The 18,425-nt window shown below is 74.6% G+C and carries 14 protein-coding genes; all 14 read left to right on the top strand.

Annotated features, from left to right (window positions below; all coding sequences use genetic code 11):
- The first annotated feature begins 77 nt into the window (after positions 1-77).
- The 14 genes from ACN267_RS20920 to ACN267_RS20855 all read left to right on the top strand — a co-directional run bounded on the left by ACN267_RS20920 (position 78) and on the right by ACN267_RS20855 (position 18,414).
- On the top strand, positions 78-1,643 hold the full coding sequence (locus ACN267_RS20920; RefSeq protein WP_421489417.1) for a phage tail sheath family protein: 1,566 nt from the start codon (positions 78-80) through the stop codon (positions 1,641-1,643).
- 56 nt (positions 1,644-1,699) lie between these two features.
- On the top strand, positions 1,700-2,182 hold the full coding sequence (locus ACN267_RS20915; RefSeq protein ID WP_088643766.1) for a phage tail protein: 483 nt from the start codon (positions 1,700-1,702) through the stop codon (positions 2,180-2,182).
- Positions 2,169-2,585, top strand: a complete 417-nt coding sequence (locus tag ACN267_RS20910; protein WP_281900789.1) for a hypothetical protein — start codon at positions 2,169-2,171, stop codon at positions 2,583-2,585. The genes ACN267_RS20915 and ACN267_RS20910 overlap by 14 nt, the downstream gene beginning before the upstream one ends.
- 1,020 nt (positions 2,586-3,605) lie before the next feature.
- A complete protein-coding gene (locus tag ACN267_RS20905) occupies positions 3,606-6,137 on the top strand; it encodes an eCIS core domain-containing protein (protein ID WP_421489416.1) in 2,532 nt (843 codons plus the stop codon).
- Between the two features lie 101 nt (positions 6,138-6,238).
- Positions 6,239-6,724, top strand: coding sequence for a phage tail protein (locus tag ACN267_RS20900; RefSeq protein WP_088643770.1), 486 nt, complete (start codon positions 6,239-6,241; stop codon positions 6,722-6,724).
- Complete coding sequence (locus ACN267_RS20895) at positions 6,724-7,854, top strand: phage tail protein (protein WP_421489415.1); 1,131 nt, start codon at positions 6,724-6,726, stop codon at positions 7,852-7,854. Before ACN267_RS20900 ends, ACN267_RS20895 begins: the two co-directional genes overlap by 1 nt.
- A gap of 13 nt (positions 7,855-7,867) precedes the next feature.
- On the top strand, positions 7,868-9,793 hold the full coding sequence (locus ACN267_RS20890; protein ID WP_421489414.1) for a phage baseplate assembly protein V: 1,926 nt from the start codon (positions 7,868-7,870) through the stop codon (positions 9,791-9,793).
- 8 nt (positions 9,794-9,801) lie between these two features.
- Entirely contained in the window at positions 9,802-10,230 is a 429-nt protein-coding gene (locus tag ACN267_RS20885; protein WP_204962066.1) for a GPW/gp25 family protein, read from the top strand.
- Complete coding sequence (locus tag ACN267_RS20880; protein ID WP_421489413.1) at positions 10,230-12,170, top strand: putative baseplate assembly protein; 1,941 nt, start codon at positions 10,230-10,232, stop codon at positions 12,168-12,170. Before ACN267_RS20885 ends, ACN267_RS20880 begins: the two co-directional genes overlap by 1 nt.
- Positions 12,170-12,718, top strand: a complete 549-nt coding sequence (locus tag ACN267_RS20875) for a phage tail protein (RefSeq protein WP_421489412.1) — start codon at positions 12,170-12,172, stop codon at positions 12,716-12,718. Before ACN267_RS20880 ends, ACN267_RS20875 begins: the two co-directional genes overlap by 1 nt.
- A 610-nt stretch (positions 12,719-13,328) precedes the next feature.
- Positions 13,329-14,645 (top strand): NADase-type glycan-binding domain-containing protein, encoded by a 1,317-nt coding sequence (locus tag ACN267_RS20870; RefSeq protein WP_421489411.1) that lies wholly within the window; start codon positions 13,329-13,331, stop codon positions 14,643-14,645.
- Positions 14,646-14,755: 110 nt separating this feature from the next.
- Positions 14,756-16,177 (top strand): hypothetical protein, encoded by a 1,422-nt coding sequence (locus ACN267_RS20865; RefSeq protein WP_421489410.1) that lies wholly within the window; start codon positions 14,756-14,758, stop codon positions 16,175-16,177.
- 14 nt (positions 16,178-16,191) lie between these two features.
- Positions 16,192-16,962: a hypothetical protein gene (locus tag ACN267_RS20860; RefSeq protein WP_421489409.1), complete on the top strand. Its 771-nt coding sequence runs from the start codon at positions 16,192-16,194 to the stop codon at positions 16,960-16,962.
- 126 nt (positions 16,963-17,088) lie between these two features.
- Positions 17,089-18,414, top strand: coding sequence for a hypothetical protein (locus ACN267_RS20855; protein WP_421489408.1), 1,326 nt, complete (start codon positions 17,089-17,091; stop codon positions 18,412-18,414).
- Positions 18,415-18,425: the final 11 nt, after the last annotated feature.

Here is an 18,425-nt window from a genome sequence, read left to right as displayed (position 1 = left end):
GCGTCCCGGCGGGCAGCCCTGACGGCCGGTCGGCGTTGGCAGGCTCGGTCACATCACACCGTCGTACAGGAGGTTCGATGCCGACGTATCTGTCGCCGGGCGTCTACGTGGAGGAGGTTTCCTCCGGGTCGAGGCCGATCGAGGCGGTCGGGACGGCCGTCGCCGCGTTCGTCGGCTTCGCCGAGAAGGGGCCGGTCGACGAGCCCACGCTGATCACGAACTGGACGCAGTACACCCGCACCTTCGGTGGTTTCGTGGCGGGTAGTTTCCTGCCGCTGTCGGTCTACGGCTACTTCCTCAACGGGGGCGGCTCCGCGTACGTGGTCCGGGTGGGCGGTGGTGCCGGAGCGGACTCCGCCGCCGACGAAGCCGCCGGTGAGTCGTACGCGGCTGCGGCCGTACCGGCGGCCGGTGACAACGGCCGGCTCTCCTTCACCGTCCGGGCGGCCCTGCCCGGCCCGGCCGGCCAGGACCTCTCGGTCGAGGTCGCCGACGCCTCCGAGGGGGGCGACGACGCGTTCAAGCTCGTCGTCAAGCAGGCCGGCAAGCCGGTCGAGACGCTGGACAACCTGACCACCAAGCGGGGCGCGGGCAACGTGGTCACCGCCGTCCGCCAGCAGTCCAAGCTGATCCAGATCGAGGAGGCGAAGGGCGCGACCCTCGCCCCGCCCCGACGCGGCGCCGAGATCACCCTCGCCACGCCCGCGCTGCCGGCCACCACGACCGGCACCGGTGACCTGCGGGTACGCGCTGAGGACTACGTCGGTGACGTCAGCGACCGGACCGGCTTCGCCGGACTGGAGGCGATCGAGGACATCACCATGCTCTGCGTCCCCGACCTGGCCGCCGCCCACCAGCAGGGTGCCATCGACGACGAGGCGTTCAAGGCCGTCCAGTTGGCGATGATCGCGCACTGCGAGCTGATGGGTGACCGGGTGGCCATCCTCGACCCGCCGCCCGGCCTGCACCCGCAGCGCCTCAAGGAGTGGCGGATGGACGTCGCCGGCTACGACTCCAAGTACGCGACCCTCTACTGGCCGTGGGTCAAGGTGATGGACCCGGCGCAGGGCCGGGCGGTCTTCATGCCGCCCAGCGGGCACGTCGCCGGGGTGTGGGCCCGCAACGACGACACCCGGGGCGTCCACAAGGCACCCGCCAACGAGATCATCCGGGGTGCGCTCGCCCTGGAGAGCGGGCTCACCAAGGGCGAACACGACCAGCTCAACCCGATCGGGGTCAACTGCATCCGGGCCTTCCCCGGGCAGGGCATCCGGATCTGGGGGGCGCGCACCCTGTCCAGCGACGCCGAGTGGCGTTACCTCAACGTCCGGCGGCTGTTCAACTGGATCGAGAAGTCGATCCTGCTCGGCACCAACTGGGTGGTCTTCGAGCCCAACGACCCCCGCCTCTGGGACGCGGTGCGCCGGGTCATCACGATGTTCCTGCGCCGGGTCTGGCGCAGCGGCGCGCTGATGGGCGACACCTGGTCCGAGGCGTTCTTCGTCAAGTGCGACGCCGAGAACAACCCGCCGGAGAACCTCGACGCCGGCATCCTCACCGTCGACATCGGCATCGCCCCGGTCAAGCCGGCCGAGTTCGTGGTGTTCCGACTCTCCCAGCTCTCCCAGGGCTCCGGCGACTGACCGGCCCCGGCGGCGAGCACCCGACCTGAGCGACGACGAGACCAGGAGAAACGAGCATGGCCGGTCAGGGTACCCAGGACCCGAAGCAGAACACCCAGATCATCAGTGCCGCCGTCTTCCGGCTGGAGGTGCCGGGCATGTCGGCGATCAACTTCGCCGAACTGGTCGGCATCAGCAGCGAGGTGGAGAACGCGGAGTACATGGCCGCCGGCACCACCGGGCCGATCTTCTCCCGGCACTTCGGTCGGACCAAGCCGCCGACGGTCACCCTCAAGCGGGGCCTCGACCTCAACGGCGACCTGTGGCTCTGGCACCAGAAGGTGCGCAACATGATGTACGACGCCTACCGGGACTGCGCGTTGAAGCTCTACGGCCCCGGTGACGACCTCAACGGTGACGCCCGGTTGACGTACATGATGACCAACGCCTGGCCGTCGCGGGTGGAGGTCAGCGGGGTCAAGGCCGGGGCCACCGACATCGTCTACCAGACGGTCACCCTGATGTGCGACGACCTGTTCGACTTCAATGCGCGGATCTAGCCTCGCCGAGCCCGCCGCCGGACCGGCGGCGGGCCTGCGGACCGAGTACCCGTTCGTGCTGCCGCGCGGGCTGGTCGACGACCGGGGCGGGGTGCACCGCGAGGGCACCATGCGGCTGGCCACCGCCCGCGACGAGATCACCCCCCAGGGCGATCCCCGGGTACGCCAGAATCCGGCGTTCCTCACCGTGCTGCTGCTGGCCCGGACGGTCACCCGCATCGGTGGGGTGCAGGCCGTGGACGTCGACGTGATCGAGCACCTCTTCGCCTCCGACCTGGCCTTCCTCCAGGACCTCTACCGGCGGATCAACCAGCAGGGGCACACCGGGGCCGAGGTCGCCTGCCCCGGTTGCGGGGGGCGCTTCGCGGTGGACCTGGCCGGCGGTCGACCGGGCGACGCCTGACCCACCCGGCAGCTCGACGCCGCACACCCGTACCGGAACCCGAAGGAGGTGGGCATGTCCTGGTCGTTACGCCCCGGACAGCCGTTCTGGCCGCGTCGTCGCCGGCCGGTCGGGGCACCGCCGCCGGTTCCGGTCGCGCCATCCGTTCCGGTCGCCGCGCCGGTGCCCACCGACGGGTACCCGGTCCTCCGGGGTCTGCCGTTGCTGACCGTGACGCCCGCCTCGGCGATGGTGACCATCCCGCCGCCGGGGACGGCCACGGACGGCCCGGCGCTGCCCCCGACCGCCGCTGCGCCGGCGTTCGTCGGCCCGGCCCCGGGAGCCTTCGCGCCGTCCGTCGGGCCGGTCGCGGTCACCGACCCGACCCCGGTCCGGTACGACACCGACCCGCCCCACCGCCCGCCGACCGCTCCGCCCGGATGGACGCCTACCGCTCCCGCCGGATGGACGCCCACCGGTTCGGTCCTGCCGGTGGTGACCGGGTCGGATGACCCGTGGCCGGTCGGTCCGGTGGCGTACCGGGTACCGCCGAGCGGGGACGACGTGTCGCGGTTTCCCCGGGCGGGCGGCCACCTTCCGGGCGTCCCGCAGTCGGCGACCGGGACGTCGTCGCCAAACGATCCGACCTGGTGGGGTGGCCCGCCGCCGGGGGCGGTCGAGCTCACCCCAGCGCACGTCGGGCCCCGGGCACCGGAGCCGACCGCGTTCCCGGCCCCGACCGACACCTACGGCCCGACCGGGGTGCAGGGTCCGGCACCGAACCACGGGCTGACGTCCGACCACGGTCCTACTCCCGGCCCGGGCCCGGCCATCGATCATGGCCTGACCCCCGGCCACGGTTCGCCCCCCGGCCTCCACCTGGCTCCCGGGCCGGGCCCTGCCCCCGGCCACGGCCCGACTTCCGGCCACGGCCCGACTTCCGGCCACGGCCCGACTTCCGGCCACGGCCCGACTTCCGGCCACGGCCCGACTTCCGGCCACGGCCCGACTTCCGGCCACGGGCCGGCGCTGGTGCGGGGGGTGCTTCCGGGGTCGGCCGGGGACGGCGGCCCGGCGCTGGGCGCGGCTCCGAACGTCGCCGGTGCTCCCGACCAGGGCCCGACCGTGGAGCGTGGCCCGATCGGGGCGGCGGGCGGGCCCCGGGGAGAGGGCGCGGCTCCGACGGGTGGACCGTGGGAGCCACAGGGACGAACGTCCACCGGGCGACCCGACGGTGCCGGGGCGGATGCCGCAACGGCCCGGACCGCAGCGCAGTTCGCCGCCGCCGGCCTGCCCACCGCACAGGTCTGGCCACCACCGGGATTCGAGGTCGCCTACCTGGCGGCGGAGGCCACCCGGGCCGCCGAGGAGGCCCGGGCGTCGGGCGGCGGCGGGCGTACCCGGTCGGCGCAGCCGGACACCGGCACCGGTCGGGGCGCGGTCGCCATGGCGGCGGGTCACGACGGTCGGAACGACCCGGAGGGGACCCCGCCGTCGGCCGTCGAGGTGCGTCCCGTCGAGGTGGCCTTCGCCGGACGCCGGGGTCGCGCCACCCGGCCGGCGACCGCCCGACCGGGCCCGGAGCCGACGTCCCCGGCCGACCAGGGACCGGATGGCACCACCGCCGCTGCCATGGGACAGCTCACCGGGGCCGCCGGCCCGGAAGCCGGGTCCGCCGCCCAGGACCAGGTCGGCCCGGGTAGCCGGGTCGGCCCGCAGGATGCCACCGGCGGCGACCGGGGTGTCCCCGCCGACAGTCGGCGGGACGGCCCGACGCCCGTCGGGCCGTCCCGGCCGGTGGACGACCGCCCGCAGGCGACCGGGCCGACGGACCACCGGCCCGACGGGGCCGTGGCCGGATCGGCCCCCGGACATCTGACGCAGCCGGCCGGGTCGACCCCGGGCGGCGTGTCCTCGCCGGTCACGGATGCCACGGCACCGACCCTGGTCGCGGACCTCGTCGGGCAGCCGACCCCGGAGAGTCGGCCGGTCACGGACCGCGTCGACCGACCGACCCCGGAGAGCCGACCAGGCCCGGCGGGACCCGGCAGCACGGACGACCTGCCGGGTTCGGCGGCGCGGGGCGACAGCGGAGACGACCTGCCGGGTTCGGCGGCGTGGGTGGACGACCTGCCGGGTTCGGCGGCGTGGGTGGACGATCTGCCGGGTTCGGCGGGGAGCCGCGACACCGGGGACGACCTGCCGGGTCCGGCGGCGGGGCGCGACACGTACCGCCCCGGGCCGGTGCCCCCGCCGTCGTCCTTCTTCCTCACCCGTCGTCCGGAGCAGCCGCCGCCGGCCGGGCCGCCGTCGGGAGTGGACCGGGAGCACGGCCGGGCCGGTCAGGGACCGCCGGGCCGGGGACACGCGGAAGTGGCCCCGCACCCGCCCGTACCGTCGGCGGAGCAGACCGGGTGGGTCGACCGGCCGCAGCCGCGGACGACGGCCGTGCCCACCGACGCGCACGTCCCGGCGTACCCGGTGGGGGGTGTGACCGCCGCGCCGGTGGTGGCGGACGGACGGCCCGGCCCGACACCGGCCACGGTGGAGGGGACCGTGCCGGCGGCGCACCGGGCGGCCCCGCCGACCGCGCCGGTGGGCGTCGGCGAGCTGCCGGAGCAGGTGCCGGCCGCGCTGGTGGACGGCTTCCGGCAACAGTACGGCGTGGATGTCGCGGCGGTGCCGGTGTGGCGGGGCGCGGCGGCCACCGAGGTGGTGCAGCAGGCCGGTGCGCGGGCGGCGACCCGGGGCGGTGAGGTGCTGCTGCCGGCCTCGGCGGGGCCACTGGACGCGCCGCCGGCCCGCGCGCTGCTCGCCCACGAGTTGGCCCACGTGGTGCAGCAGCGGGCGTTCGGGGCGGCTCCGCCGGCCGAGTCGACAGGTGCGGGCCGGGACCTGGAGGCGCGGGCGCTCGCCGCCGAGCACGCCTTCGGCGGCGGGCCGGGCGTGGGCGGTCCGCTGCCACCCGTCGCGCCACCGGCCGGCGGGGGTGCCGCACCGACACCCCCGGGCACCGTCGGCACCTGGGGGACCACCCCCGGCGGCGGGCTGACCTGGCAGGCGAACCCCGGTGCGGGCGGCGTACCCCCGGCCCCGCCGACCGGTCCGCCGGCCGCCGCCCACCCGCTCCAGCGGGCGTCGATGGACACCCCGGCGGCCACCCTCGACGACCTGCGGGCGCTGGTACGTGGCGAACTCGACCAGCAGCAGGACCAGGCCGCCGACCCGCCGGCCGGGCCACCGCCGGACGCCCTGCGGGCCGAGGTGGCAGCCGCGACGGCGGCACCCGCGATCGACCGTAGCGCGGGCCGGATCGCCGAGGTACGCGACGCGGTGGAGCGGCTACGGGCGGAGCTGCGCACGGTGGCCGACCGGGGGCGGGCCACGGCGGCCCGGCTGGACCGGGACGCCGACCGGGTGCCGGACCGGTCACCGGGCCGGCCGGTCGACCTGGAGAACCCCGACGACCTGGAAGAACTGGCCGGCCGGCTCTACGGACGGTTACGCGGACGGCTGCGGCAGGAACTGCTGGTCGACCGGGAACGCAGCGGACGGCTGACCCAGTTCCGCTGAGCACGGCAGGCGGCACGACGCACGGCAGGCGGCACGACGCACGGCAGGTGGCACGACCGCACGGATGCGGGCCAGGACGAGGCGACGAGGAGGGCGAAACGATGGCAGGCGGTCTTTCCACCGCGGCCCGCTTGATGGGCGGCTTCTTCGAGGTCACCGGCGTCAACCACAGGTACCTCGTGGTCATCGACGACGAGCGGTACAACCTCGGCTCCTGGTCCCGGGTCTCCGGGCTGGGGGTGACCTGGCAGGTCTGCGAGTACCGGGCCGGGGACAGCAACGACGTCTTCACGTACGTGGGGGAGCCGACCTACAGCCGGATCCGGCTCAGCCGGGCGGTGTGCTTCGACTCGCAGGTCGTCCAGGAGTGGCTCTGCCAGCAGGCCAACCGGTACCGCCCGCTCAGCGGAACGATCCAACTCGTCGACAGCGTCGGCCTGAAGATCGTCGGCTGGGACCTGAAGCACTTCTTCCCGGTCGGCTGGTCGGTGTCGGAACTCGACCCGAGCCACAGCGGGGTGGCGGTCGAGACCCTGGAACTGGCGCACACCGGCTTCCTGCACGACGACGTGAAGTTCTCGCTCTGATGGCCGCGATCTCCGCAGGTCAGCTCGGCGGGATGCTGGGCGACCCGAGCCAGACCGCGCAGGGGCTCGCCGCAGGCGGCCTGCTCCAGATGTTCCGCGACGGACCGGGGGTCAAGCGGACCCTCAAGCTCGGCCTGGCGATGCGGTTCCAGGTGACCATCGGTGACGTCCAGATCGGGCTGTGGCGTTCCTGCCGGGGCCTGCGGGCCGACTTCCGGCCCGAGGTGGTCCGGGTGACCGGCGACTACGTCGGCCAGTACCACCTGCCCGGCGAGGTCAGTTACGCCCCGGTCGTGCTGGAACGGGCGGTGCACCGGGAGAGTTCGGCGCAACTGCAACAGTGGCTGGTCGGGGTGCTGCGCTCGTGGCAGGACGGCACCGGCGACGACACCCGGACCACCGCCCGGATCACCCTGCTCGACGCCGACGGCGAACCGGTCACCAGTTGGCTGCTCTACGGCGTACGGCCGTCGTCGTGGACGGGCCCGGACCTCTCCTCGGACAGCAACCAGGTCGCGGTGGAGCGGCTGGAGCTGGTGCACGAGGGGTTCTTCCCCGACCTACAGGCCAAGGCGGAGACGGCCACCCTGTCGTCGCCGACGCTCGGCCGGGTCGCGTTCTCCTACAACCCGGCCAAGATGGGCATCACCCGTTCCTCCCGGGCCTCCCAGCTCGTCGGCCGGGGCCGGGGCGTGGAACTCACCTCGGACACCGCCCTGCGGGTGATGGCCGGCGAGGTGCTGCTGGTCGGTGCCGGGGTGGCCCAGGACGTGCAGAAGCTGATCGCGTTCTCCGGCCCGCCGAGCGTCGACGAACAGAGCCGCAGCGCGGCCAGCATCGAGCTGCCCCGGTTGACGTTCACCTGGGGAAAGCTGTCGATGGCGGTCAACCTGAGCACGCTGAACGTCAACCTGACCCGGTTCGACGGGGAGGGGCAGCCGGTGCGGGCCCAGGCCACCCTGGACCTGATCGTCATCGAGGGGGAGATCTTCCCCAAGCGCGGCGGCCCGGTGCCGACCCGGTCGGTGCGGACCGACCCGGCGCAGTGGCGGCAGCGGGCGCTGGCCAGCGGCCTGGACGACCCGATGCGGGCGCAGGCCAGGGGCGCGTCCGTCGGGGCGCGGCGGTAGTGGGGGCGCGACGATGACCGCGATCGACCGGCACGGCCTGCTCTGGGGTACGGCGACCCTGCGCCCCCGGGTCACCGTCGGCACCGCCGGCCGGGCGCTGCCGGCCGCCGCCGCCGACCAACTGGTACGGGTGGTGGTGGACACCCAGGCCGCCCTGCCGGACATGTTCGAGCTGACCTTCGCCGACCTGGACGGCAGCGTGCTACGTACGGCCGGGCTGGAGCTGGGCACCGCCGTGCAGGTCTTCGGGCCGACCGGGGACGGCTCGGCCGAGCACCGGCTGATCAGCGGCGAGGTGACCGCCGTGGAGGGGCACTTCGTGGACGTCAGCGCGCACGTGGTGGTGCGCGGCTACACCCACGACCACCGGCTGCACCGGGTACGGCGGACCCGTACCTTCCTCAACCAGTCGGACGCCGACGTCGCCCGGCAGGTGGCGACCGCCGCGAAACTGACTGTCGGCACGATCGACGCCACCACCGGCCGGCTGGCCCACCTGTCCCAGGTCGCCCAGACCGACTGGGAGTTCCTCAGCGCCCGCGCCCGGGAGATCGGCTACGAGATCGGCGCCGACGGGGACCGGTTCCACTTCCGGCGGGCGGCCACCGCCCGGCGGGCCGGCAGCCCGGTGCCGTTGACCTTCCGGGGCAACCTGCGCCGCTTCCTGCCCCGGGTCAGCGCCGGCAACCTCGCCCCCGAGGTCGAGGTGCGCGCCTGGGACCCGGTCGCCGCGACGGTCGTGGCGAGCCGTACCGCGACCACCGCCGACGGGGTGAGCCTGGCCGGCCGGACGCCGACCGCCGCCGCCGACACCTTCGTCCCCCGGGGTGCGCCGGCACCACCCCGGGCCGGCAACAGCGCGGTCGGTGACGTCGGCCCGGCCCCCGGACCCCGCGCGCACGTCCTGGTCGGCCGGGGGCTGCCCGTGCCCGGTCGGGCCGACGGCGCGGTCACCCAGGCCGCGAAGGGGCTCGCCGCCAGCGTCGGTGGCGGGTTCGCCGAGGCGGAGGGGGAGGCGCTGGGCGACGCCCGGCTGGTCGCCGGGAAGGCGGTCAAGGTCGACGGGGTGCCGGCACCGTTCGCCGGCACCTGGACGCTCAGCGCCGCCCGGCACGTCTTCGACGAGGCCGAGGAGGGCTACCGCACCGAGTTCACCATCGGCGGGACGCAGGACCGGTCGCTACTCGGACTGGCGAACACCGGCGGCGGTGACCCGGGCGGTCCGGCCCGGATCGACGGGGTGGTCTGCGGGGTGGTCAGCAACGTCAAGGACCCGCAGAACCTGGGCCGGGTCACCCTGGCGCTGCCCTGGCTGTCGCCCGACCACGAAACCGACTGGGCACCGGTCGGGCAGCTCTTCGCCGGCCCGACCGGTGGCGCGTTCTTCGTGCCGGAGCCGGGTGACCAGGTGCTCGTCGCGTTCGAGTTCGGCGACGTCCGCCGCCCGTACGTGCTCGGCAGCCTGCCCAGCCGGCACACCGGCTACGGCCTGGACGGCGGCCAGTCGTCGTCGACGAAGCCGGGGGCGAGCGGGGTGAAGTCGGTGGGGCAGACCAGTTCGGTGATCCGGCGCGGCCTGCTGTCGCCGTCGGGCAGCCGGTTGGTCTTCCACGACGAGGTGCCGCCCGGTGGCAAGGGGCAGCCGACCGCCGCCGACGTGGTCCTCGGTACCAGGGGCGACAAGTTGTCGCTGGCGATGGACCAGGTGGCCGGCACGGTGACCCTGCGCTGCGCCCCCGACAAACCCGGCAAGTTGCTGATCGAGTGCACCGGACAGACCGCCGTCGAGATCAAGGCGGGGCCGAGCGGCAGCCTCACCCTCGACGGCGGCACCAGCCTGAAGCTCAAGGGCAAGACGGTCGACATCAGCGGTACGCAGGTCAACATCAGCGGCACCGCGTCGACCGCCATCAAGGGCAAACCCATCCAGCTCAACTGAGGAGTGCCATGCAGGCCGACGTCATCGGCACCGGGTGTGCCTTTCCGCTGCGGGTCCAGCCCAACGGCCGGCTCGCCACGATCAGCGGCACCGCCCTGCTGGAGCAGGCGATGTGCGTGATCCTGGCGACCTACCCGGGCGAGCGCCCGATGCGGCCGGAGTTCGGCTCCCGGCTGCGGGACTTCGTCTTCGAGCCGGTCACCGGGCAGACCCGGCGGGCGGTGGCGGTGGAGGTGCGCGCCGCGCTGGAACGCTGGGAGACCCGGGCCGAGATCGACGACGTCGCCGTCACCGAGGACCCGGCCGGCGGCGACGGGCTGCTGCACATCGAGATCCGTTACCGGGTACGCGACACCGACGAGCCCGGCACCCTCGGGCTCAACCTGCGGACCCTGCCCGGCGACCGGGAACTGACCGGTACGGGGGTGCTCGGCTGATGGCGCTGCCCGCCCCCGACCTCGACGACCGGGGCTTCGACGACCTGGTCGGTGACGCCCGCCGGTTGATCGCCGACCGCTGCCCGGAGTGGACGGACCTGCACCCGGCCGACCCGGGAATCACCCTGATCGAGACGTTCGCCTCCCTGACCGACCAGCTCATCTACCGGCTCAACCGGGTGCCCGACCGGCTCTACGTGAAGTTCCTGGAACTGATCGGGGTACGCCTGGTGCCGCCGACGGCCGCCCGGACCACGCTGACCTTCTGGCTGTCCACCCCGGCCCGCGCCACCCAGGTCGTGCCGGCGGGGACGCGGGCGGTGACCGTCGGCGACGGCGGGGACCCGCTGGTCTTCGCCACCCTCGCCGACCTCGCCGTGCCGCCCTGCGCGTTGACCCAGCTCCGGGTCCGGACCGCCGACGGGATCACCGACCAGACCGGCGCCCTGGAACTGGGCGGCCCGGTGGCCGCGTTCTCCCCGGTGCCGCAGCCCGGCGACGAGCTGCTGATCGGGCTGGACCGGGCGGTCGGCGGCTGCGCGGTGCGGCTGGAGTTCGAGGGACGCGTCGACGGCGTCGGGGTCAACCCGCTGCACCCGCCGCTGCGCTGGGAGGCGCGCGGTGCCGACGGCTGGCTCGACTGCGAGGTCGGGCTGGACGAGACCGGCGCGTTGAACCGTCCCGGCGCGATCCTGCTGCACGTGCCCGCCGGGCACCAGGCCAGCCTGGTCGACGGGGTGCTGGCCGGCTGGCTGCGGGCCCGGGTGGTGACCCCGCAGGAGGGGCAGCCCGGCTACAGCGCCTCGCCGGTGGTCCTCGGGCTGGCCGCCAACACCGTCGGCGGCACCACCGACGCGGTGCACGCCGACCTGGTGGACGACGAGGAACTCGGCGACTCCGAGGGGGTGCCCGGTCAGCGGTTCACGCTGACCCGCCGGCCGGTGCTGGCCGGCTTCGGTGACCCGGTGCTGGAGGTCAGTTCCGACGACGGCTGGCAGCGGTGGTCGCCGGTCGAGCACTTCGCCGGCAGCGGCCCCGAGGACCGGCACTTCCTGCTCGACGGGGTGGCCGGCGAGGTGGTCCTCGGCCCGGCGGTCCGGCAACCCGACGGTACGTTGCGCCGCTACGGCGCGGTGCCGCCCCGGGGCGGTCGGTTGCGGCTACGCCGGTACGCGGTCGGCGGCGGCAGCCGGGGCAACGTCGGCGTCGGCGCGGTCACCGCGCTGCGGACCTCGATCCCGTACGTCGCCGGGGTGGAGAACCGGCACCCGGCCAGCGGCGGGGTGGACGGCGAGACGCTTGACGAGGCCCGCCGCCGGGGCCCGCTGACCCTGCGCAGCCGCAGTCGCGCGGTGACCGCCGAGGACCACGAGGTGCTGGCCCGGGAGGCCGCCCCGGAACTGGCCCGGGTCCGCTGCGTGCCGAGCAACGGCGACGGTCCGCCGGTGGCGCGGCTGCTGGTGGTGCCGGCGGCCCCCGCCGAGGACGGCCGGCTGCGGCTGGAGGACCTGATCCCGGCCGAGTCGAGCCTCGCCCGGGTAGCCGCCCGGCTGGACGCCACCCGGCTGATCGGCACCCGGGTGATCGTCGAGCCGCCCCGCTACCGGGGGGTGACCGTGGTGGCCCGGGTCGTCGCCCGGCCCCGGGTCGTCGTCGAGCGGGTCTGCGAGGAGGGCCTGGCCGCCCTGTACGGCTTCCTCAGCCCGCTGACCGGCGGTGGCCCGGACGGTCGGGGCTGGCCGTTCGGGCGTCCGGTGCAGGCCGGGGAACTCTTCGCCGTATTGCAGCGGGTACGCGGGGTGGAGCTGGTGGAGGACCTGCGGCTGTTCACCGCCAACCCGGTGACCGGCGAGCGGGGCACCGAGGCCGGCCGGATCGACCTGGAACCGGACAGCCTGGTCTTCTCCTTCGACCACCAGCTCCGGGTGGAGGAGCACTGATGCGGGGCCTGGTCGACGTGGCGATGCCGTACCCGATCGCCGGTTTCCTGCCCGCCCTGTTGCAGGAGGACGACCTGCTGGTGCGCTGGACCGAGGGGCTGGACGAGGTGCTCGCGCCGGTGGTGTCAACCCTCGACTGTCTCGACGCGTACCTGGACCCGGCACTGACCCCGCCGGACTTCCTGCTCTGGCTGGGCCACTGGGTCGGTGCGCAGCTCGACGAGAACTGGCCGGTCGAGCGGCAGCGCGCGATGGTGGCCGGCGCGGTCGCCGCGCACCGGCTGCGCGGGACGGTCGCCGGGCTGCGGATGGCCCTGGAGCTGGCCACCGGGGGCGAGGTGGAGGTCCTCGACTCGACCGGGGTGTCCTGGTCGACCCGGCCGGAGCCGCTGCCGGCCGTCCTGCCACCGCCCCGGGTGCACGTGCGGGTGCGGGTGGACGAGCCGGCGACGGTGGCCCGGCACGCCCTCGACGAGCTGTGCCGCGCGGTCGTACCGGCGCACGTGACGACGACCCTGGAGGTGCTCGACCGTGATCATCTGTCGTGAGTGCGGCAACCACAACGGTGACGCGGACACCTTCTGCGGGTCCTGCGGCAGCTTCCTGGAGTGGACCGGCGAGAAGACCGTGCCGAAGATCCCGGTCGAGACGGTCCAGGAGGCGGAGCAGGAGCTCCGGCAGAAGCCCACGCTGCTGCAACGTATCGCCGGGGTGATCGCGCCCGCGCCTGGCGGCTCGCCTGTCGACGAGGGTGTGGTGCGGGTCGGCAGCGGGACGGGCCGGGGAGCGTCCGGCCTGCCCGGCGGCCCACCGGGTTTGCGTCCCGGGCCGCCGGGGGCCGGTCCGGCGGGGGTCCGCCCGGGTCCGCCCGGGGTGGGTCCGCCGGGGACGCGGCCGGGTCCGCCCGGCCTGGGCCCGCCCGGTGCAACGCCGCCTGGTGCAATGCCGCCCGGTGCCGTGCCGCCCGGTGTGCGTTCCGGCCCGCCGGGGACGACGCCGCCTGGTGTCCGGTCCGGTCCGCCCGGGGCGCGGCCGGGTCCGCCGGGGTCCGGTCCGCCTGGTGTCCGGTCCGCACCGCCGGGGCTCGGCGCTCCCGGGGTACGGTCCGCGCCGCCCGGCACGTCGCCGACCGGGCCCTCCGCCGCCGGCGCGTCGACCGTGACGGCTGCGTCCGAGGGCGGCGCGGCGTCGGGGTCGACGCCGCCGCGCCGGCTGCCACCGCCGCCGCCGGGGGTGCCGGCGGCCCGGCTACCGGACCGGGCGGCCCGCACCGTGCCGCCCGCTGCCCGCCCCGACCCGTCCGAGGCGGACCCGGCGGGCGCCGCCGCGTCGTCGCCGACCGGCGGCCCCCCGGCCGGTGTGCCGGTCATCGCCCCGACCGGCGTCGCCGGGTCGCCGCGTCGGCTGCCGCCCCCGCCGCCGGGGGTGGCCGGGGCGAAGCTGCCGACCGCTCCGAGGAATCCGGCTTCCCCACCCCGGCGCGACACGCGTGCCGCGCCGCACACCAGCGCCCTGGTCGCCGCCGACGGGTCGGTCGACTCCGTGCTGCCCGGCGCGCCGGCCACCGGCGGACGGGTCGGCTCCCGGGCCACCGCCGCGACCGTCGAGCCCGAGGAGGTCAGCCCGCAGGCGGTCCGGCCCCGGGTGGCCACCGTCGGCGCGAAGGCACCCACCCGGCGACGGCAACCCGGTGACCTGATCTGCGGCGGGTGCGGTGAGGGCAACGCGCCGACCCGTCGGTTCTGTAGCCGGTGCGGCGACTCGCTGCGGACCGCCGAGGTGGTGCGTCGGCGCTGGTGGCAGCGCCTGCTGCCACGCCGCGGCCCCCGGGTCACCGCGGCCGGGACCCGCCCCGGCGCGCCCGGCGGCGGCCGACCGGGTGGGGTCGGCGGTGTGCTGCACACCATCTACCAGCGGTCGAACGCGGTCGCCGCGGTGCTGCTCTTCGCGATCGGGGTGGCGTACCTGGTCTACCCGCCGCTGCGGGAACGGATCAACGGGGCGGTCTCCGGGCCGGTGACCGGGGCCCGGGACTGGGCCGACCGGAAGATCAACCCCCGGTTCGTGGCGGTCCGGCCGGTGGAGGTGACCGGCGGTGCGTCGGTCCGCGACCACGGTCCGGAACTGAGCGTGGACCAGTACCGCAACACACACTGGCAGGTGCGTTGGGACAAGGAGAAGCCGCCGACGGTCACCCTACGCTTCGCGGCGAAGGTCGACCTGGAGCGGTTGATCGTGACCGCCGGTACGGCCGAGGACTACACCGCGACCCACCGGCCGATGACCCTGCACCTGGTCTACTCCACCAACCGGTCGGACACCCTCACCGTCGAGGACACCGGGGAGCCCCAGACCTTGAGCCTCGACGAAGCCGACGGGGTCACCAGCGTGCAGATCCAGGTCACCGACGTGCACCGGGCCGAGAAGGGCACCGACGTGACGGTCAGCGAGTTCGAGTTCTTCGCCCGGGAGTGAGTGTGCCGGGCAGTGGGTGACGTCGGGGCACCGGGCCCCGGCGGCGGCACCCGACAACCACCACCACCGTCGGCCGACCGGCCCGACGGTCCCACGTCGGAGGTGTATCCGTGACAGAAGTCGCCATCGCCCTGAACACCACCGCGAACATGATCGGGTTCGCGCAGGGGCAGGCCAAGGGTCTGACGGACGGGGTGTTCCAGGTCAACGGGTTCAGCAACGCCGGGTTCCGGACCGAGCTGCCGCTGAACCAGTTGATCTCACCGGTGCCGATCGCCCACGGCCAGCTCGTCATGGTCCAGGGCGGCCAGTCCCGGCAGCACGTCTACTGGCTGCGCTACCTGCGCCGGGGCATCGGGGTCACCGACAAGAAGCGGGTCTGCGTGGAGCTGCTGGTGCGCTTCACGACCTTCGACTACGTACCGAAGGACGGTGAGGGGGGCCCGACCGAGCAGGAGCTGGAGATCCTGCGCGACTACCCGCTCTGGGGGATCACCGACCTGAGCGTGTCGCTGATGGCGACCGGCCGGGGGCGGAACCCGTTCAACAAGTTCAACGAGTCCGGCAGCCTGACCTTCGAGGTGGCCGCCGTCAACGGCGGCATGCCCCACCTGCGGATCAACTACCGGGTGCAGCACCAGGCGAAGAACCTGCTCGGCGCGCCCCTCGGGTTGAGCCACAACGACGTCGGCGCGTTCCTGGTGCACAGCAACGGCAGCTTCGAGATCAATCCGGGGGAGGGGCGGACCGAGAAGCACTTCCGGATCACCCCGCTCAGCGGCAGCGTGCACGACCGCCCGACCCGCGTCGCTCCGGCTGACGAGGACGGCCAGCCGGTCACGACCGGCGTGCTCAGGGCGCAACGCATCGAGCTGGGTGGCATCGACCACGGTGGCCGGATGCTCGATCCGCACGCGCACAAGGGCATGAAGGTGATCGGCTTCGAGCGGATGGACGGCCCGAACACCATCACCGTCCTCAACGACGGTCAACCGCCGGTGGTCGCCTCGGCGGCGGACGACGAGGGGCACGAGACGTCGCTGCGGCTGGAGTACGTCCGCGACGGGGCCGTGCTGGGCCGGAAGGTCCGCACCAAGATCAAGGCGTTGCTGCTGCTGCGGTTCACCATGGTCCAGTACGTCACCGCGCCCGACGACGGCCACCGGCAGATGGTCTACGTGGGCGGGGTGCGCTACACCGCCTTCCGCAACGTGTCGCTGCGGGTGCTGGAGGTGGGACAGGGCGATCCGGTGGTGGTCGGCGAGAAGGGCCGGCAGTACGACGTCGACGCGGTCAAGAACCGGCACCACGAGGAGTCGACGCTGTTCTTCGGGCCGTACGTCGAGGAGGTGCCGGGGCAGGTCGGGGTGCAGCTGCGCATCGACTGGACGGCCGAGCACGCCGGTGCCGACGGGCGGAGCCGCCAGCACAGCAACAAGGGGCAGTTCCGCCTCGGGATCGACTCGTCAGGCAGCCCGGTGCTCCGCCTGCTCGACGCCGACAGCAACAAGTACTTCACCGTCACGGGCTGAGTGGGAGACGACCGATGAACTATCCGGAGACCTTCGACACGACCGGCCCGGCCGGCCTCGACGACGCGTACGCCTATCTGTGCTGGGCGGCGGTCAGCGCGCACGGAATCCTCGCCGAGCAGCCGGAGGCCGGCTGGGAGCTGGTGCCGGACCTGCTCGGGCAGGGCTGGGGCGACCCGGGCTGGTACCAGCGCAACGGCTGGCTGGCCGACTTCTACGACACCGTCTACCACCACGCCAGCGCCTTCCCGCCGGTGCAGATCTTCGCGGTCGACGAGCTGGGTGAGCCGGCGACGGAGATGGCCCGGGTGATCGACTCGGTGACCCAGAACTGGATCGCCGCCGCCCACCAGGCCGCCGACCAGGAAGCCTACGACCAGGCCGGCTACGACCAGGCCGGCTACGACCAGGACGGCTACGAGCAGGCCGGCTACGAGCAGGCCGGGCAGTCCCACGACGGGCAGGGTTACGACCAGCAGGGCCACGACCAGCACGGCTACGACCAGGACGGTTACGGGCAACAGGACGACGGGCCGGCCGGGTCGGCGTACCCCGGCGGGGAACCGGAACCGGCCGACCAGGTCGGGGCGGCCGACCAGGTCGAGCCGGTCGGGCCGACGCCGGAGCCGCTCGCCGACCTCGACCCGCAGACCGCCCGGGAGGTGCTCGACCGGGTGGTCGACGACGAGGTGGACGACCTCTCCGTGGCCGACCAGCGGGTCCTGGCCACGGTGCTGACCGTCGAGAAGTTCCAGTACCTGGCCCGCGAGTACGACCTGGTGTGACCCGCCCGGTGGCGGGCCGGGACCGCGTCACCAGCGGTTCCCGGCCCGGCACCGGCGGGCCCGATGGACCGACCGGCCATCGTCGTGCCCGGCCCCCGTCGACCGGTCGAGCAGGGACGTCACCCCGTGACCAGCATCGAGTACGAGCCGGAGGAACTGTCCGGCAACCGGTTCGCCGTGACCGGCTTCCGGGACGCCGGCCTGCCGGTCGGGGAGTTCCTCGCCGACGACCTGTGGCCCGACCGGTTCGACGGCGCGGTGTGGCTGGACCGGGGCACCCGGACCCACCGGCACTGCTACTGGCTGCGCTACCGCCACCAGGGGCCGGACGGTCGCAAGCTGGTCGCGGCGGAGTTCCTGATCCGGTTCGTCACCTTCCCCTACCAGCCCCGCCCCGGCACCGACAGGTACTCGCCCCGTTCGGCGGCACCGCCGCCGGGCCTGTGGGGGATCGAGGACCTGAGCATCACGCTGCGGGACACCGGTGCCGGCGGCCGGAACCCGTTCAACAAGTTCAACGACCCGGGCCACCTCGTCTTCGAGCCGACGATGGTGTTCGCCCCCGCCGCCGGCACCGGGGTCCCGGTGCCGGCGATCCGGATCGGGTACCGGGTCCGGCACGCGGAGAACCCGGTGCTCGGCCCGGCGGTCGCCCCGGGCCACGAGGAGACCGGGGCGCTGACCGTGCACAGCGACGGCGGGATCACGCTGGAACCGGCGTCCGGGCCCTCGTCGTGGCGGCTGGTCCCGGTCAGCGGGGAGGTGCACGGGCGACCGCTGGTCGGGGCCGACCCGCCGCCCACCCGCAGCCTCACCGTCTACCAGGCCACCGGCGTCACCGTCCCGCCGCCGGTCACCGCGATGCGGGTGCTCACCGGCCGGGCCCGCCGCGGCGCGGTCGAGGTGCAGGGCTTCGAGCGGGTGGCCGGCCCGCCGCAGATCGAGGTGTGGCACGACGGGCATCCGCGCTGGCACCGCGCGTCGATGGGCGTCGACACCCGGGACGACGGCATGATCGTGGAGTACGCCCGGCCCGGCGACCCGGCCGAGGGGCCGCGAGCCGGCCGGGTCCGGGCCCGTCTCGCGTTGCGCCTGCTCACCTGCTCGTACCTGGTCGAGTCGAACGAGTTCGCCGACGCCGTGGTCTTCCACCACGGCCGTCGGCACCCCGGGTTCGCCGACGTGTCGCTGCGCCCGCTGCCCGACGACGCCGACCCCGCCCCGCCCGGGACGGTCGGCTCGCGGCTGCGGTTCGTTCCCGAGTGGTACGACGGCCCGGATGGCGACGTGCCGGGCCTGCTCGTCCGCTGGTCCGAGGTGGCGGTGGCCCCGGCCACGGGCCCCGGCACACCGCTCGGCGGCGCGTTCCTGATCACCGTGGACGCCTCCGGCGGGCCGCTGGTCCGCTTCGGCGACGAGCAGACCTACCAGTACCTGACCGTGACGAACTGAGCGGAGGACAC

The organism is Micromonospora sp. WMMD734, from assembly GCF_049178975.1.
Classification (GTDB): Bacteria; Actinomycetota; Actinomycetes; order Mycobacteriales; family Micromonosporaceae; genus Micromonospora; species Micromonospora wenchangensis.
This window is presented reverse-complemented; position numbering and strand designations above follow the sequence as displayed.

Excerpts from the sequence above, each read along its gene's own strand:
- ACN267_RS20920 (WP_421489417.1), top strand. The coding sequence starts at position 78 with ATGCCGACGTATCTGTCGCCGGGCGTCTACGTGGAGGAGGTTTCCTCC.
- ACN267_RS20915 (WP_088643766.1), top strand. The coding sequence starts at position 1,700 with ATGGCCGGTCAGGGTACCCAGGACCCGAAGCAGAACACCCAGATCATC.
- ACN267_RS20910 (WP_281900789.1), top strand. The coding sequence starts at position 2,169 with ATGCGCGGATCTAGCCTCGCCGAGCCCGCCGCCGGACCGGCGGCGGGC.
- ACN267_RS20900 (WP_088643770.1), top strand. The coding sequence starts at position 6,239 with ATGGCAGGCGGTCTTTCCACCGCGGCCCGCTTGATGGGCGGCTTCTTC.
- ACN267_RS20895 (WP_421489415.1), top strand. The coding sequence starts at position 6,724 with ATGGCCGCGATCTCCGCAGGTCAGCTCGGCGGGATGCTGGGCGACCCG.
- ACN267_RS20890 (WP_421489414.1), top strand. The coding sequence starts at position 7,868 with ATGACCGCGATCGACCGGCACGGCCTGCTCTGGGGTACGGCGACCCTG.
- ACN267_RS20885 (WP_204962066.1), top strand. The coding sequence starts at position 9,802 with ATGCAGGCCGACGTCATCGGCACCGGGTGTGCCTTTCCGCTGCGGGTC.
- ACN267_RS20880 (WP_421489413.1), top strand. The coding sequence starts at position 10,230 with ATGGCGCTGCCCGCCCCCGACCTCGACGACCGGGGCTTCGACGACCTG.
- ACN267_RS20875 (WP_421489412.1), top strand. The coding sequence starts at position 12,170 with ATGCGGGGCCTGGTCGACGTGGCGATGCCGTACCCGATCGCCGGTTTC.
- ACN267_RS20860 (WP_421489409.1), top strand. The coding sequence starts at position 16,192 with ATGAACTATCCGGAGACCTTCGACACGACCGGCCCGGCCGGCCTCGAC.